Below are 16,617 nucleotides of genomic sequence, written 5' to 3' on the forward strand. Positions count from 1 at the left end.
CATGCTGACCCGGCGCAGATTCGCGGCGCTCGGCGCCGCGGCTCTCGCCTCGCCGGCATGGGCGCGGACGGGCGCGGGGCTGGACCTGAAGGCGTTCGGCGCGGTCGGCGACGGGACCTCGGACGATGGGCCGGCGCTTTCCCGAGCGCTCACGGCCGCAGCCGAATCCGGCGCGCCGCTGATGATCCCGCCGGGCCGCTACCTCATCGCCTCGCCGGTCGGGCGCGCGGCGCCGGGCGATCCGCGGCCGGCGCTAAGGGGCGGCCGGATCGAGATCGTGGGCGCCGGCGCGGACCGGACCACGCTCGTCGGCCCGCCGCTCGAATCACGCGCATCCGGAATCGACCCCGTCTCGCGCGCGCTGCTGCGCATGGTCGGCGTGGAACGCGCGCATATCCGCGACCTCACTCTCGACGGCGGCGTCGGCGCGGCGGAGCGTCGGGCGGCCAACGGCTTCTCCGCCGAAGACGCCTCCGCCCTGCTCGAGATCGACGGAGCGGCGGACGTGAGGCTCGAGCGGGTGACGACGACGCGCAACCGCCACATCCGCCTGCGGGACGACCGCACCGGCCGCCTGATCGGCCGCAGCGGTCCGGTGCTCGTCATCGGCTCTTCGAACGTGCGCGTCGTCGACTGCGCCTCGGTCTATCCCTCCTTCACCGAGGGCTGGTGGATCTTCGACTGCCGCGGCGTCGTCGTGGAGCGCTTTCGCCACGTCGGACCCGAGCGCTTCAATCCAGCGGCGACCACGAGCCCGCTCAACATCTTCGGGCCGCGGACCGAGGATGTCACGATCCGCGGCTGCGATGTGCGGAACGCGCTCGGCTCCTCGCTCAATCTCGGCGGACGCGGCCGTTTCCGCGTCGTCGACAACCGCTTCGCCGGCGTCATCGCCGCCGAGGGCGGCGCGCCCGGCCGGGCCGCCGCGCGCCCGCACGAGGGCGCGTTCGGCAAGGGGATAGATCTCGGCTCCGAACACCAGGAGGACTACTTCCCCGATCATCCGCCGATGCGCGACGTCGAGATTTCGCGCAACCGCTTCGAGAACCTGTTCAGCTACTCCGTCGGGATCACCAAGACGGCGGCCTGCCCGCTGACGGGCTTCGTCTTCCGAGACAACGAGATCGTCCACGGATTCCGCGGCCTGATGCTGCGGGGCGTGAACGAGGCGCAGATCGCCGGCTGCGGCTTTCGCCGGATCGTGCGCTACGAGGGCGCCGACCGCCGCGCCTTCGGCGTGACCATGAGCGTCGAGCAGTGCCGCGGCGTCGCGTTGGAGAACGCGACGCTCGACGGTTCGGCGCGGCCGCGGCTCGGAACCCTGGGCGAAGGCGTCTCCGACGTCGGCCTGATGATCAGCCGCTCGGACGACGTTCGCCTGACGGGCAACCGCTTCGGAGGCTACGACAGCTATCAGTTGCTCGCGGACGTCGGCCCCGACGACGACCTGCGCCATGGCGGCTTCGAGGTGCTGGACAACGCCTTCGAGGCGGCGCCCGGCGAAAAGTACCAGCCGATCGCCATGCGCCTCGGCCGGTCCGCTGCGCGGCGGCTCGCCCGCGTCACGGTCCGCGGCAACCGCTTCGCGCCGGAAATCGAAGACCGCGTCTCGGTGTTCTCGGGATGAAGCGGTCTCAAGCCGCCGTCAGATAGAAGGTGGCGTAGCGCGAGTTCGGGTTGATGTGGTCGATCTTCAGCACCGCGAAGCCGGCCTCCCCGCAGGCGGCGCGGAACTCGTCGATCCCGTAGGCCGTCGCGGTGACGAAGCGGCGGGCGTAGTCGGCGAGATCCGGCTCGCCCGCGGCGTGGGCGTCGTCGGCGAAGCGGATCTGAATCAGCCCGATCGCGTCCGGCGCGGCGAGCTTGCGCATGGTGCGCAGCACCCGCAGGCCGTAGGCGCGGGAAGGAAAGTGCTGGAACACCGCGGTGCTGAGCAGGATGTCGATCGGCTCGGTCACGGCGGCCTCGACCTCCGCCGGCTCGCCCTCAACCAGAACCGGCCGGAAGCCGGAATAGCCTTCGAGGGCGATCATGCGCTGCGCCTCGTCCAGGTTCCGCTGCGAGATGTCGACGCCGTAGTAGCGCGCGGCCACGTCGCGGAAGGCGAAAAGGTTCGCGCCTCCGCCGGGGCCCCATTCCAGCATGGCGCGCGGCCGGTCCCACAGCGTCCGCCCGGTCAACGCGGCGAGCCGTTCGAGCCGCCGGCGCGAGCGCACGCCCACATTGCGCCACTTCTCGTCGTCGGCCCATTTTCCGGCGCCGCGCCAGTGCGACAGCTCGGCCCGCCGCGCCTCGTCGTCGTAGCGGTCCCAGACGGCGGCGCTGACTTTGGTTTCGTCGGAGAGGTTCGGCATGCGGTCCTCGATATGCGCTCCCGCATCCTGGCGCGGGGGCGCCACTTTACCCGCGAACGGCCGGATGGCGATGACGCTTCAGGGGTACGGCTAAGTCCGGAGCGCAGCGTAGGACGGCGGTCCGGCTACCCGGCGCCGCCCGTCGCGGATGACGATCCGGTCACTCTGGGGACGCGCGAGCACCTGATCCATGCTCCAGGCGTCGAGCAGGATGAGGTCCGCCGGCCCGCCCGCGCGGATCACGCCGTGATCGGACAGGCCCATCACGTCCGCCGGGACGGGCCCCGCAAGCGCGGCCGCTCGGCCGAACGGATGGTCGAGGTGCAGGATCTTCACACCCTGGCGGAAGGTGTCGAGCATGTCGTGGTCGCCATAGGCGTAGAACGGGTCGCGGCAGTTGTCGCCGGCCACCGCCACGCGCACGCCGCCGGCCATGAGCTCCTGAACCGGCGTCACGCCGCGCCAGCGGGGCGTGCGGCCGGCCCGCCGATCCTGCAGGTACATGTTGACGGTCGGCAGCGTCACGACGGCGACGCCGGCGTCGCCGACCAGCGCGACATGGTCGGCGAGCGTCGCATCGTCCTGCAGCGCCAGGCTGCAGCAGTGGCCGCAGGCGACCCGGCCCTCATAGCCGTGGCGCAGCGTCGCCCGCGCGATCGTCGGCAGCGTGGCGCGCGCCGTGTCGGCCGATTCGTCCACATGCAGATCGACGTCGAGGCCGCGCGCGGCCGCGAGCGTGAACATGCGGTCGAGCAGCGCGTCGAGCGCCGCGAGATCGTCCTGCGGCGAAGCCCCGGCGAGACGCGCGACGCCGCCGAGCAGGCCGCCTGTGTCGGCCACGATGTCGGCCAGCGTCTCGGCGTAAAGGGTGGCGTAGATCTCCATCGGCGCGAGCGCGACCGCCTGCAACGCGACGCGTCCGGCGAAAGCGTCGCGCGCCGCCCGGAACGCGCCCCAGGTTTCGGGGCCCTGCCCCTCATGGCTGTCGAGATGGGTGCGGATCGCGGAGACGCCGTGGGCTTCCGCGCAGGCGAGGCCGAACGACATCCGTCGCACCAGGTCGTCGTGATGCCAACGCGCCTCGCGGTCGACCCCGGTCGCCGCGGCCGCGGCCTCATGCGTGCCGTCGGGATTGGGCGCGCGGTCGACGATGTGGCCCTTGTCGAGATGGGCGTGCATGTCCACCAGCGTCGGCCAGACATGGCGGCCGTCGAGATCGACCTCGATCGTCCCCTCCGGCGCAGGCGCCGCGCCGGAGCGCGCGACCGCGGCCACCCGTCCGTCGGCGACCAGAATGTCGACCAGCGCCGCGCCGTCGCGATCGACCGGCGCGTCGCCATGATCCGGCAGAAAGGGCGCAGGCGTCCGCGCGCCGCGCAGCACGACGGGGCGCCCGGACTCGAAGGCATGCTCCGGCAGTTCGATCATGACGGCGCCCACGCTGTGAAAGAGAGCGGCGAGGCCTTCCGGCGGCTCCGCCCCCGCATGTCTATGGCGCATTCCGGGGCCGATCAAACGACCGCGTCCCTGCCCGACTGAAACAAATCGCCGGAGCGCCCCCGCGGCGGCGGGACCGGGGTAAAACGTTCGCGGACGAGGTCGGCGGAAGGCTACGTGTTCCATCCCCGCGACGCGTCGGGCCGCTGAGCTGACGCCCGCCGCGCGAAAAGAAAAAGGCGGCTCCGACATCGCCGGAGCCGCCTTTTTCGAATGGTGGGCGTGACAGGGATCGAACCTGTGACCCCTACGATGTCAACGTAGTGCTCTCCCGCTGAGCTACACGCCCGTGACGGCCGCGAGGCGTCCGTCGAAACCTAGTTTGCGCCGCCTGCGGGCGACGGCGCGAACAGAGTGGCGGCTATATCGGATCGCCCCGAGGCTGGCAAGCGGGGAAGCGAGGATCAATCCCGACCGCCTTTTTCGGACCGGCTACGACGCCAGAGACCGAGCAGCCAGATCGGCGCGCACACGGCCGCGCCGAGGAGCAGACCATCGCCGAGGCCTTCGAGGCCGGGACGGTCCAGCACACCCGAAAGCCCGAGCGCCACGGCGACGACCAGCATCGCCGGCGGCGCGATGTCGCGCGGGCCCAACGTCAGCTGCGCCCGGACGTCACGCCGCGAGCAGCTTGTCGACCTCGCTCACCAGCTCGCGCAGGTGGAACGGCTTCGACAGGATCTTCGCGTCCTTGGGCGTCTGGCTGTCGGGGTTGAGCGCGACCGCGGCGAAGCCGGTGATGAACATCACCTTGATGTCGGGGTCGAGCTGGGTCGCGCGGCGCGCGAGCTCGATGCCGTCCATCTCGGGCATCACGATGTCGGTCAGCAGCAGTTCGAACGGCTCTTCGCGGAGCCGGTGATAGGCCGAGAGGCCGTTGTCGAACGACACGACCGAGTGGCCGGCGTTCTCGAGCGCCTTGACCAGGAAGCGACGCATGTCGTCGTCGTCTTCGGCGAGCAGGATCTTGGTGTTCGGAGTCACTGAAATCGAACCGGATTGCGAGGAGCCGCAACGAGTCATTCCATAAGTCACCGCTTTGGTAAACAGAACGTTGCCGGTCTGGCCGATGGACAGGAGCGTCATCCATCGGCAACAATCGGGGAACGCCAGCGCCTTGCAGACCCGGATCGCCGCCGACGTGACGATGTCTTCCCCGACAGACCTACCGGACCCGCCGTTCGACGTCGCGTCGCCGGCGCAGGCGACCTCGCCCGCCATATTCAATTCGCCGCACTCCGGCTCGCGCTATCCCGCAAGCTTCCTGGCTTCCTCCCGGCTCGACGCGCGCGCGCTGCGGCGGTCCGAAGACGCTTATGTGGACGAACTGTTCGCGGCGGCTCCGAGCTACGGCGCGACCCTGATGCGCGCGCATTTCCCGCGCGCCTTCCTCGACGTGAACCGCGAGCCCTACGAGCTCGATCCGCGCATGTTCGAGGGGCGGCTGCCGCCCTTCGCCAACACGCGCTCGGTGCGCGTCGCGGGCGGTTTGGGAACGATCGCGCGGGTGGTCGGCGAGGCGCAGGAGATTTATGGCGCGCGGCTGCCCGTGGAGGCGGCGCTCGCGCGGATCGAGACGCTCTACAAGCCCTACCACCGCACGCTCGGGAGGCTGATCAGCCGCGCGCATCGCAGCCACGGCGTGGCGCTGCTGATCGACTGCCACTCGATGCCCTCGACCGGCGGCGTGCGCGACGAGCGTCCGGTCGCCGACGTGGTGCTGGGCGACCGCTACGGCACGAGCTGCGCCCCGGCGATCGTGGATCTCGCCGAGCAGACCCTGCGCGAGGCCGGCTTCGTCGTCACCCGGAACCGCCCCTACGCCGGCGGCTACATCACCGAGCATTACGGCGCGCCCGCGAGCGGCTTCCATGCGCTTCAGGTCGAGATCAACCGCGGGCTCTACATGGACGAGCGCACGCACGCGAAGACCGCCGGCTTCGAACCGCTGCTCGACCTGCTCACGACCTTCGTCCGGGTCATGGCGCAGGCCCCGCTTGGCGCCCTCACGACGGTGCGCGCCGCTGCGGAATGAGGCGTTTCCGCGGCTTGACGCGATGCGCCTATCGTCTGATCGGAAAAACGCTTGCAAACGCGACGAACTGTCGCCAATGTCCCGCCTGCCTGGACGCCAATAAGAAAAAAGGGCCGCCTGCAAAGCAAGCGGCCCAAGTCTAGGGAGGAAACGCCCAAGGAGGGCAGCGGCATCGCGAGGGATCGCATTGCCGCGCTGCAATAAGATGCGGCCGCGCCGCACAAAAAGCAAGGCCTAAGGCCACCTATCGCCGGCTGCGACCGCGTGTCGCGTAAGCCGGCGTTTTATTTTAAGCGTTTCGCACCTCGTGTCCGGCCGCCGCTCCGCCGCCTCTTGCCCGCCGCGCTCTTTCGCGCTCTTTCGAGCCGCCGGCTTTCCTTCGCCGGCGCGGAACCGGAGCGCCCCTCATGACGGCCGTAGACTTTTCCGCCTTCGTCGACCGTCTGGCGCAGGATTCCGGCGAGGCGATCCTGCCGTTCTTCCGCACCTCGATCGGCGTCGAGAACAAGCTGCGCGAAGGCTTCGACCCGGTCACCGCCGCCGACAAGGCCGGCGAGACCGCGATGCGGGCGCTGATCCGGCGGACCTTTCCGGAGCACGGCATCGTCGGCGAGGAACATGGCGACGACCGGCCGGACGCCGAGTTCGTCTGGGTGCTCGATCCGATCGACGGCACCCGCTCCTTCATTCTCGGCATGCCGATCTGGGGCACGCTGATCGGGCTCACGCGCGGCGGAACGCCCTGCTTCGGCATGATGAACCAGCCCTTCATCGGCGAGCGCTTCTTCGGCGACGGCTCCAGCGCGAGCTATCGCGGGCGCGGAACGGAACGCCGTCTGCGGACGCGGGCCTGCACCCGGCTCGAGGACGCGATGCTGATGTCCACCTCGCCGACCATGTTCACGCCGGAGGAGCGCGAGACCTTCGAGCAGGTCTCGACGGACGTCCGCCTGACCCGCTGGGGCGGCGACTGCTACGCCTATGCGATGCTGGCGAGCGGCCATGTCGACCTCGTCATCGAGGCCGACCTCAAACCGTTCGACATCGTCGCGCTGATCCCGATCGTCGAAGGCGCGGGCGGCGTCGTCACGACCTGGGACGGACGGCCTGCGACCGATGGCGGCCGCATCGTCGCCGCGGGCGACAAGCGCCTCCACGAACTTGCGCTCGAACGGCTATCGAAGCTCGATTGAGGCTTCAAGCCAGCGCGCCGCTTCCGGGCACGAAGGCGTCGAACGCCGCCCAGAACAGGCCCCGCAGATCGTCCCGCTCCATCAGAAGCTCATGCTTCGCGCCGCGGAGCTGCAGGTGGCCACCGCCGCGGATGCGAGCCGCGAACCGCTCGCTCGCCCGCGGATCCACGATCCGGTCGGCCCCGGCCGTCAGCACCAGCGTCGGGGTCCTGACGCTTTCCGGCACGCCGGGCAGCGCGGTTGCGGTCATCGCGCGGAAGGCGGCGTGTACCCAGCCGATGGTGGGCGAAGCGATCGCGAGCCGCGGCTCGCGGGTGATCAGGCTGACGGAGCGCGCGTAGCGCGCCGCGTCCGACGTCACAGGATTGGTCTCGAACGGCCGCAGCGCGAGAATCCGATCCGCCCCGCTCGGGATGTAGGAGCCGGAGAAGCCGAGCCGCCCGAGGCCGGTGGCCAGGCCGCGGGCGAAGAATTCGGCGCGGGCGAGCGGCAGGCCGATCATCGGCGCCGCCAGCACCATGCGGTCGAACCACTGCGGCTGCCGGAGCGCGAGCGCGATCAGCACCGGGGCCGACATGGAGTGGCCGAGCGCGAAATAGGGCGGCGGACAGTGCGGCATCACCGCCTGCCGCATGAAGGCCTCGGCGTCGGCGCGGTAGTCGCCGAAATCGTCGACGTGGCCTTTGAGCGGATTGGACACCAGCCGCTGCGAGCCGCCCTGCCCCCTGAAATCGAAGGTCGCGACCGCGAAACCGCGCGCCAGCAGGTCGTCCGCCACTTCGGCGTATTTCTCGACGAACTCCGCCCGCCCCTGGAACACGCAGACCGTGCCGCGCGGCGTTCCGGCGGGCCGCCAGGTCGCCGCGCGCAGCCGCACGCCGTCGGCCGACGTCACCACATGGAGCGACGCGCCGGGCGTCATCGCCGCGTCGGGCGCCTCGACGAAATCCTCGCGCACGGGAAGCGGCTGGGGGCGGGACGGCATGCGGGCGGGCGGGGGCTCGGAGCAGGAGGTCGTGCGTCCTGCCTATCAGACGGCGCGCGCCCGAACCACGCCGCGATGGCGGAGCCGGCGCCCCTTGCAGGCCGGATTTCGCGTTCCTAACTCAGTTTCGTCGCAGGCCAAACGGCTGCGGCGCTTGAGAAAAGGCCCGGCCAAACCGGCGGGCCGAACCATGTCGCTTGATCAAAGGATGTGACCCATGCGCCAGTTCGATCTTTCCCCGCTCTATCGCTCGACCGTCGGTTTCGACCGCCTGTTCTCGCTGCTCGACAACGTCGCCGGCGGCGCCGAGGCCGCGCCCGGCTATCCGCCCTACAACATCGAGCGCACCGCCGAGAACGCCTACCGCATCACGGTCGCGGTCGCCGGCTTCGCCGAGCAGGACCTTACGATCGAGGTCAAGGAGAACGCGCTTTCGGTCCGCGGCGAGAAGCAGGCGGAGGAGCGTAAGGGCGAAGTGCTTCATCAGGGCATCGCCGCCCGCGCCTTCGAGCGCCGCTTCCAGCTCGCCGACCATGTGCAGGTGACGGGCGCGAGCCTCGAGAACGGCCTGCTGCATGTGGAGCTGGTGCGCGAGGTGCCGGAGGCCAAGAAGCCCCGCACGATCGCGATCAACGCCAGCCAGCCGAAGGCGATCGACGCCAAGGTCGCCGAAGCCGCGTAAGCGCGCCGGCCCCGTATAAAACGAACGAGCGCCCCGGGAGACCGGGGCGCTTTTTTTACGCCACGCGCTCGCGATCGATCACGGCGAGAAACGCTGCGATATCGTCGTCCGGCGTGGCGAACGAGCAGATCAGGCGCGCGAGGCGGTCGCCGACGCGGCCCGAGCGTTCGGGCGCGATCGATTCGCTCGACCAGGCGTAGAAGGCCGCCCCCGCCGCGCGCAGGGCGTCGTCGGCCGACGGCGGCAACCAGACGAAAACCTCGTTGGCCTCGACCGGGAAGGCGAGCCGCAGGCCGCGGCTCTCCAGCCCCGCCGCCAGACGGCCCGCCGTCGCGTTGGCGCGCGCCGCAAGGTCCAGCCACAGCCCGTTCTCCAGCAGCGCCTCCACCTGCGCCGCGATGAAGCGGCCCTTCGACCACAGGTGGCCGCCGCGCTTGCGGCGCTCGGCGAGGTTCTTCACGAGATCCTCGGCGAACACAATCACGGCCTCCGCCGCCATCGCGCCGTTCTTCGTGAAGCCGAACGACAGGATCTCGACGCCGGACCGCCAGGTCAGCTCCGCCGGCGCCGCGCCGGTCGCGGCCGCCGCGTTCGCGAAGCGCGCGCCGTCCATATGAACCCGGAGCCCATGCGCCTTCGCCACATCCGCGATCGCCGAGATCTCCGCCGGCCGGTAGAGCGTGCCGGCTTCGGTCGCCTGGCTGATCGTCACGGCCGCGGGCGCGACGTGGGTCGGCGGCGTCCAGAAGTCGCGCGCGAGCAGCGCCTTCAGCCCGTCGGCGGTCATCCTGCCGTCGAGTCCCGGCACGCCGACAATTTTGGCACCGGCAGTGAAGAACTCCGGCGCGCCGCACTCGTCGTGCATCACATGCGCTTCGGCGTGGCCGATCGCGGCGCCCCAGGGCGGCGTGATCTGCGCCAGCGCCAGCGCGTTCGCGGCGGTGCCGGTCGTCACGAGAAAGACGCCGACCTCGCGCCCGAACAGCTCGCTGAACATCGCCTCGACGCGACGCGTCGGTTCGTCGCGGCCGTAGGGCGCGGACGCGCCCGCATTGGCGCGCGCGAGCGCCTGGAGCACTTCTTCCGCGGCCGGAGCCGCATTGTCGCTGGCGAGATACATGCGCTTACGCCTCATAAACGAGCGACCGCTTTTAGGCGCGGAAGCGCGCAGCGTCGATGCGGAAGGCCGAAAGTCGGGCGTATGCGCCGAAAGTTGCGAAATGACCTCCAATGACGACATTTTGTTGCGGCGGGACGCTTCGTCACGGCAGAAAAACGCCGCGCGACCTCGCATCGGCGCTTGTCGCCACCCACCTTTTCTGACAATGTGCGCGGCGCAATAGGACAGTAAGGCTGTCCATTTGCGCATCGGCGTCGTTCCTTATTCACTCAAGAACGGTTCCAGGCAGGAGCGTGCGGCGCGTCCTGACCGGGCCGATCGCGTGTGGCGGGACCGCGCGCAGCATTCGATGCGGGACGACTGACACGCCGGCTTCGCGGCCGGCGGCATCTTGGGGTTGGCCATGACCGACGAGAGCAAGAGCGACATCCGCAACATCGCGCGCGAAAGCGTCGCGACCGACGCCGCTCGCGCCGCCGCGACCAAAACCGTCGCGCTCGACCATGGGCTGCCGCAGGCGCACGGCCTCTACGATCCGCGTCACGAGAAGGATTCGTGCGGCGTCGGCTTCGTGGCCGACATGAAGGGCCGCAAGAGCCACGCCATCATCGAGCACGGAATCCGGATTCTCGAGAACCTCGAGCATCGCGGCGCCGTGGGCGCGGACCCGCGCGCCGGCGACGGCGCCGGCATGCTGGTGCAGATCCCCCACAAGTTCTTCGCGGCGGAGGCCGAGCGGCTCGGCTTCGCGCTGCCGGAGCCCGGCTTCTACGCCGTCGGCCACATCTTCGCGCCGCGCGATCCGGCCGCGGTCGCGAACGTCAAGGCGGTGTTCGAGCGCGTCATCGTCGAGGAGGGCCAGACCTTCCTCGGCTGGCGCGACGTGCCGACCGACAACTCCTCGCTCGGCGAAAGCGTCAAGCCGACCGAGCCGGTCCAGCTCCAGATCTTCATCGGCCGCTCGCCCTCGATCGACAACGAGGACGATTTCGAGCGCAAGCTGTTCATCCTGCGCAAGGTGGTCTCCAACGAGATCTACGGCGCGGACCCGCGCGCCTCGTCCTACTACCCCGTGTCGCTGTCGTGCCGGACCATCGTCTACAAGGGCATGTTCCTCGCGGATCAGCTCGCGGCCTATTACCCCGACCTGAAGGACGAGCGGTTCGAGAGCGCGCTCGCGCTCGTGCACCAGCGCTTTTCGACCAACACCTTCCCGGCCTGGTCGCTGGCGCACCCCTACCGCATGGTCGCGCACAACGGCGAGATCAACACGCTGCGCGGCAACGTCAACTGGATGGCGGCGCGACAGGCGTCCGTCGACAGCGAGCTCTACGGCAACGACATCTCGAAGCTCTGGCCGATCTCGTATGAGGGCCAGTCCGACACCGCCTGCCTCGACAACGCCCTCGAGTTCCTCGTGGACGGCGGTTACGGCATGGCGCACGCGGTGATGATGCTCGTGCCCGAGGCCTGGGCCGGCAACCCGCTGATGGACGACGAGCGCCGCGCTTTCTACGAGTACCACGCCGCCGTCATGGAGCCGTGGGACGGCCCCGCCGCGATCGCCTTCACCGACGGCCGCCAGATCGGCGCGACGCTCGACCGTAACGGCCTGCGTCCGGCCCGCTGGTACCAGACCGACGACGATCTCGTCGTGATGGCCTCCGAGATGGGCGTGCTGCCGATGCCGGAGGAGAAGATTGTCCGCAAGTGGCGGCTGCAGCCCGGCCGCATGCTGCTGATCGACCTCGCCGAAGGCCGCATCGTCTCCGACGAGGAGATCAAGTCGAGCCTCGCCAAGGCCCGCCCCTACAAGGAGTGGCTGGCCAAGACGCAGCTCGTGCTCGAGGACCTGCCCGACGCCCCGCCGCCGCGCCCGCGGCCGGCGGTGAGCCTGCTCGACCGGCAGCAGGCCTTCGGCTACACGCAGGAGGACGTGAAGCTGCTGATGGCGCCGATGGCGACCACCGGCCAGGAGGCGGTCGGCTCCATGGGCACCGACACGCCGCTGTCGGCGCTCTCCACGCGCTCCAAGCTGCTCTACACCTACTTCAAGCAGAACTTCGCCCAGGTCACCAACCCGCCGATCGACCCGATCCGCGAGGAACTGGTGATGAGCCTCGTGTCCTTCATCGGACCGCGGCCGAACCTGTTCGATCTCGACGGCTCTTCGAAGAAGAAGCGGCTCGAGGTGCGCCAGCCGATCCTCACCAATGAGGATCTGGAGAAGATCCGCGCGATCGACGATCTGGCCGAAAGCCAGTTCCAGTCGCGCACGCTGGACACGACCTACCCGGCCGAGAAGGGCGCCGGCGGCATGGAGGACGCGATCGAGCGGCTCTGCGAGCGCGCGACCGCGGCCGTCCACGGCGGCTTCAACATCGTCGTGCTGTCCGACCGGCTCGTCGGCCCGGGCCGCATCGCGATTCCCGCCGCGCTCGCCACCGCCGCCGTGCACCATCACCTGATCCGCAAGGGCCTCCGCACCTCGGTCGGCCTCGTGGTGGAATCGGGCGAGCCGCGCGAGGTGCATCACTTCGCGGTGCTGGCGGGCTACGGCGCCGAGGCGATCAACCCGTATCTCGCCTTCGAGACGCTCGCCTCGATGCATCAGGCGCTGGACTTCCCCGAGCGCGTCGACGCGACGGAGGTGCGCACGCGCTACATCAAGTCGATCGGCAAGGGCCTGCTGAAGGTCATGTCCAAGATGGGCATCTCGACCTACCAGTCCTATTGCGGAGCGCAGATCTTCGACGCGATCGGCCTCTCGAAGGACTTCGTCGACAAGTTCTTCACCGGCACCGCGACGCCGGTCGGCGGCGTCGGCCTGGCGGAGGTCGCGGAGGAGACGGTCCGCCGCCACACGCTCGCCTTCGCGGACGTCCCCGTCCTGCGCTCGGCGCTCGAGGTCGGCGGCGAATACGCGTACCGCATCCGCGGCGAGGACCACGCCTGGACGCCGGAATCGGTCGCCGACCTGCAGCATGCGGTCCGCGCCCGGTCCTTCGCCAAGTACGAGGACTTCGCGCGCGACATGAACGAGCAGGCGGAGCGGCTGCTGACGCTGCGCGGCCTGTTCCGCATCAAGTCCGCGAAGGAGCGCGGCCGCGAAGCCGTGCCGCTCGATCAGGTCGAGCCCGCGGCCGAGATCGTGAAGCGCTTCGTCACCGGCGCGATGTCGTTCGGCTCGATCAGCCGCGAGGCGCACGAGACGCTCGCCGTCGCCATGAACCGGATCGGCGGCAAGTCGAACACCGGCGAGGGCGGCGAGGAGCCGGAGCGCTTCGTTCCGCTCGCCAACGGCGATTCGAAGCGCTCGGCGATCAAGCAGGTCGCCTCGGGCCGCTTCGGCGTGACGACCGAGTACCTGGTCAACGCCGACACGATCCAGATCAAGGTGGCGCAGGGCGCGAAGCCCGGCGAAGGCGGCCAGCTGCCCGGCCACAAGGTCGACGCGGCGATCGCCAAGGTCCGGCGGTCCACGCCGGGCGTCGGCCTGATCTCGCCGCCGCCGCACCACGACATCTACTCGATCGAGGATCTGGCGCAGCTCATCTACGACCTGAAGAACGTCAACCCGGCGGCTGACGTGTCGGTGAAGCTCGTCTCCGAGGTCGGCGTCGGCACGGTGGCCGCGGGCGTCGCCAAGGCGCGCGCCGACCACATCACCATCTCCGGCTTCGAGGGCGGCACGGGCGCGTCCCCGCTCACCTCGCTGAAGCACGCCGGCGGCCCCTGGGAGACCGGCCTCGCCGAGACCCAGCAGACACTGGTCATGAACCGCTTACGCGGTCGCGTCCGCCTGCAGGTCGACGGCGGCCTGCGCACGGGCCGCGACGTGGTCGTCGGCGCGCTGCTCGGCGCGGACGAGTTCGGCTTCTCGACCGCGCCGCTGATCGCGGCCGGCTGCATCATGATGCGCAAGTGCCACCTGAACACCTGCCCCGTCGGCATCGCCACGCAGGACCCGGTGCTGCGCAAGCGCTTCAAGGGCACGCCGGAAAACGTGGTCGACTACCTGTTCTTCGTGGCCGAGGAGGTCCGCCAGCTCCTCGCCGAGATGGGCGCGACCACGCTCGACGAGATCGTCGGACGCTCCGACCTGCTCGACAAGCGCGAGGCCGTAGCGCACTGGAAGGCCAAGGGACTCGACTTCTCGAAATTGTTCGCCAAGCCCGTGGTCGGCGCGGACGTCGCGATCCGTCACGCCGAGCTTCAGGACCACCATCTTGAGGCGGTGCTCGACCGCGACCTGATCGAGGCCGCGAAGCCGGCGATCGAGAACGGCGAAACCGTCGTGATCGAACGCGCGATCAAGAGCCGCAACCGCTCCGCGGGCGCCATGCTCTCGGGCGCGGTGGCGAAGGCGCACGGCGCGGCCGGGCTGCCGGACGACACCATCACGGTGAAGCTGACCGGCACCGCCGGCCAGAGCTTCGGCGCGTTCCTCGCCGCCGGCGTGACCTTCGACCTGACGGGCGAGGCCAACGACTATGTCGGCAAGGGCCTTTCGGGCGGACGCATCATCATCCGTCCGGCGGCGAACGCCGGCGTGGTGGCCGAGGAGTCGATCATCGTCGGCAACACCGTGCTCTACGGCGCGATCGAGGGCGAGTGCTACTTCCGCGGCGTCGCGGGCGAGCGCTTCGCGGTCCGGAACTCCGGCGCGATCGCGGTCGTCGAAGGCGCCGGCGACCATGGCTGCGAGTACATGACCGGCGGCGTGGTGGTGGTGCTCGGCAAGACCGGCCGCAACTTCGCCGCGGGCATGTCGGGCGGCGTCGCCTATGTGCTCGACGAGGCGGGCGACTTCGCCGCGCGCTGCAACCTCTCGATGGTCGATCTCGAGCCGGTGCCCGAGGAGGAGGAGCTGCTTGAGGAGCTGCACCACCACGGCGGTGATCTCGAGTTCAAGGGCCGCATCCATGTCGATCCGGACATGACCCGGCACGACGAGGACCGCCTGAAGCATCTCATCTCCGCGCACCTCGCCCACACCGAGTCCACGCGGGCCAAGGCGATCCTCGACGACTGGGCGAGCTACCGGAACAAGTTCGTGAAGGTGATGCCCGTCGAGTACCGCCGGGCGCTCCGCGAGATGGAGAAGGCGCGCGCGCTGCAGGCGGCGGAGTGAAGAGCGGGCTTCCGGCTCGCGCAGGACATCGTCGTTCCGGACGGCCCCCGAGGGTCGCTCCGGGACCGTCATCAAGGTAGAGCTTAACGCCGTGGACGATCGGCCTTGCGCTTCCGGCGCAGGGCCGGACGCCACCTGCAGGCGGGCTTGCGACAAGGACCTCCGGGCGGAGGAGACCATACGATGGGCAAGGTCACAGGTTTTCTCGAGATCGACCGGCAGGAGGCGCGGTACCAGCCGGCGTCCGACCGCATCCGGCATTATCGCGAGTTCACGCTGCCGCTGTCGGACGCGGAGGTCGCCGGCCAAGCGGCGCGCTGCATGGATTGCGGCATTCCGTTCTGTCACGGGCCGCAGGGCTGTCCGGTCAACAACCAGATCCCGGACTGGAACGACCTCGTCTACGCCGACGACTGGGAGGAGGCCTCCCGCAACCTCCACTCCACCAACAATTTTCCGGAGTTCACCGGCCGCATCTGCCCCGCGCCGTGCGAAGAGGCGTGCACGCTGAACCTCGAGAACATTCCGGTCGCGATCAAGACCGTCGAGCAGGCCATCGCCGACAAGGCCTGGGCCAACGGCTGGATCGTGCCCGAGCCCGCGGCCGCGAAGTCCGGCAGCCGGGTCGCGATCGTGGGCTCCGGTCCGGCCGGGCTCGCCGCCGCCCAGCAGCTCGCCCGCGCGGGGCATGAGGTCCATGTCTACGAGCGCGAGCCACGCGCCGGCGGCCTGCTCCGCTACGGCATCCCGGACTTCAAGATGGAGAAGCGCCATATCGACCGGCGCGTCGAGCAGATGGAGGCCGAGGGCGTCACGTTCCACTACGGCGTGAACGTCGGCGTCACCCTGCCCGTCTCGGAGCTGACCGACGGCTACGACGCGGTCCTGTTCGCCGGCGGCGCCGAGAAGCCGCGCGATCCGCAGCTGCCGGGGCAGGACCTGCAGGGCGTGCACTACGCCATGCCGTTCCTCGTGCAGCAGAACCGCCGGGTCGGGTTCGAGAACGAGATTCCCGAGACGACGGTCGAGGCGACCGCGAAGCACGTCGTCGTCATCGGCGGCGGCGACACCGCCTCCGACTGCGTCGGAACCTCGTTCCGGCAGGGCGCCATCGTGGTGACCCAGCTCGACATCCGTCCGACGCCTCCCAAGGTCGAGGACAAGCTGCTGACCTGGCCCTACTGGCCGACCAAGTTCCGCACCTCCTCGAGCCAGGCCGAGGGCGCGGAGCGCGAGTTCGCCGCGGTCACGCTCGGCATCGAGGGCAAGAACGGCAAGGTCGTGGGCGTGCGTTGCGCCCGCGCGGACGCCAAGCGCCAGCCGATCCCCGGCACCGAGTTCCTGATCAAGGCCGACCTCGTCTTCATCGCGCTCGGCTTCTCCGGGCCGCGGATCGAAGGCCTCGTCGAGCAGTCGGGCGTCGCGCTCGACAAGCGCGGCAACGTGCTGGCGGACGAGAGCAGCTACGTCACGTCGAATCCGAAGGTCTTCGCGGCGGGCGACATGCGCCGCGGCCAGTCGCTGGTGGTGTGGGCCATCCGGGAAGGCCGTCAGGCCGCGGCTGCGATCGACACGTTCCTGACCGGCTCGACCAAGCTGCCGCGCTGACGCCCTAAG

Annotated in this window: 12 protein-coding genes and 1 tRNA gene; 6 read left to right on the forward strand and 7 right to left on the reverse strand. The window is 69.9% G+C overall.

What is annotated here, in order from left to right:
* The first annotated feature begins 1 nt into the window (after position 1).
* The gene (locus ACFSCV_RS11915; RefSeq protein WP_378799802.1) at positions 2-1,627 is read left to right on the forward strand and encodes a glycosyl hydrolase family 28-related protein; all 1,626 of its coding nucleotides are present in this window, start codon (positions 2-4) and stop codon (positions 1,625-1,627) included.
* Between the two features lie 7 nt (positions 1,628-1,634).
* Here the strand turns inward: ACFSCV_RS11915 and ACFSCV_RS11920 are convergent, their stop codons facing one another.
* The 5 genes from ACFSCV_RS11920 to cpdR form a co-directional block, all read right to left on the reverse strand.
* On the reverse strand, positions 1,635-2,354 hold the full coding sequence (locus tag ACFSCV_RS11920) for a class I SAM-dependent methyltransferase (RefSeq protein ID WP_378799803.1): 720 nt from the start codon (positions 2,352-2,354) through the stop codon (positions 1,635-1,637).
* A gap of 90 nt (positions 2,355-2,444) precedes the next feature.
* Positions 2,445-3,782: a cytosine deaminase gene (locus ACFSCV_RS11925; protein ID WP_378799804.1), complete on the reverse strand. Its 1,338-nt coding sequence runs from the start codon at positions 3,780-3,782 to the stop codon at positions 2,445-2,447.
* A gap of 283 nt (positions 3,783-4,065) precedes the next feature.
* A tRNA-Val gene (locus ACFSCV_RS11930) sits at positions 4,066-4,140 on the reverse strand.
* A gap of 115 nt (positions 4,141-4,255) precedes the next feature.
* Positions 4,256-4,447: a hypothetical protein gene (locus ACFSCV_RS11935; RefSeq protein ID WP_271199811.1), complete on the reverse strand. Its 192-nt coding sequence runs from the start codon at positions 4,445-4,447 to the stop codon at positions 4,256-4,258.
* Between the two features lie 19 nt (positions 4,448-4,466).
* Positions 4,467-4,874, reverse strand: a complete 408-nt coding sequence (gene cpdR, locus ACFSCV_RS11940; RefSeq protein ID WP_271199812.1) for a cell cycle two-component system response regulator CpdR — start codon at positions 4,872-4,874, stop codon at positions 4,467-4,469.
* Between the two features lie 124 nt (positions 4,875-4,998).
* On the opposite strand from cpdR, the gene ACFSCV_RS11945 reads away from it, so the two are divergent.
* Together ACFSCV_RS11945 and hisN are read left to right on the forward strand one after the other, a co-directional pair.
* On the forward strand, positions 4,999-5,886 hold the full coding sequence (locus ACFSCV_RS11945) for an N-formylglutamate amidohydrolase (protein WP_378799805.1): 888 nt from the start codon (positions 4,999-5,001) through the stop codon (positions 5,884-5,886).
* 407 nt (positions 5,887-6,293) lie between these two features.
* Positions 6,294-7,079, forward strand: a complete 786-nt coding sequence (gene hisN, locus ACFSCV_RS11950) for a histidinol-phosphatase (RefSeq protein ID WP_378799806.1) — start codon at positions 6,294-6,296, stop codon at positions 7,077-7,079.
* 4 nt (positions 7,080-7,083) lie between these two features.
* On the opposite strand, the gene ACFSCV_RS11955 is transcribed toward hisN, so the two are convergent.
* Complete coding sequence (locus ACFSCV_RS11955; protein ID WP_378799807.1) at positions 7,084-8,064, reverse strand: alpha/beta fold hydrolase; 981 nt, start codon at positions 8,062-8,064, stop codon at positions 7,084-7,086.
* Between the two features lie 217 nt (positions 8,065-8,281).
* On the opposite strand from ACFSCV_RS11955, the gene ACFSCV_RS11960 reads away from it, so the two are divergent.
* Positions 8,282-8,746: an Hsp20 family protein gene (locus tag ACFSCV_RS11960; RefSeq protein ID WP_378799808.1), complete on the forward strand. Its 465-nt coding sequence runs from the start codon at positions 8,282-8,284 to the stop codon at positions 8,744-8,746.
* A gap of 55 nt (positions 8,747-8,801) precedes the next feature.
* On the opposite strand, the gene ACFSCV_RS11965 is transcribed toward ACFSCV_RS11960, so the two are convergent.
* A complete protein-coding gene (locus ACFSCV_RS11965; RefSeq protein ID WP_378799809.1) occupies positions 8,802-9,866 on the reverse strand; it encodes a threonine aldolase family protein in 1,065 nt (354 codons plus the stop codon).
* Between the two features lie 403 nt (positions 9,867-10,269).
* Between ACFSCV_RS11965 and gltB the strand changes: the two genes are divergently transcribed.
* Positions 10,270-15,000, forward strand: a complete 4,731-nt coding sequence (gene gltB / locus ACFSCV_RS11970; protein ID WP_378799810.1) for a glutamate synthase large subunit — start codon at positions 10,270-10,272, stop codon at positions 14,998-15,000.
* A gap of 183 nt (positions 15,001-15,183) precedes the next feature.
* Positions 15,184-16,608 (forward strand): glutamate synthase subunit beta, encoded by a 1,425-nt coding sequence (locus tag ACFSCV_RS11975; RefSeq protein WP_378799811.1) that lies wholly within the window; start codon positions 15,184-15,186, stop codon positions 16,606-16,608.
* The last annotated feature ends 9 nt before the right edge of the window (positions 16,609-16,617 follow it).

The organism is Methylopila henanensis (assembly GCF_042681025.1).
GTDB classification, from domain to species: domain Bacteria; phylum Pseudomonadota; class Alphaproteobacteria; order Rhizobiales; family Methylopilaceae; genus Methylopila; species Methylopila henanensis.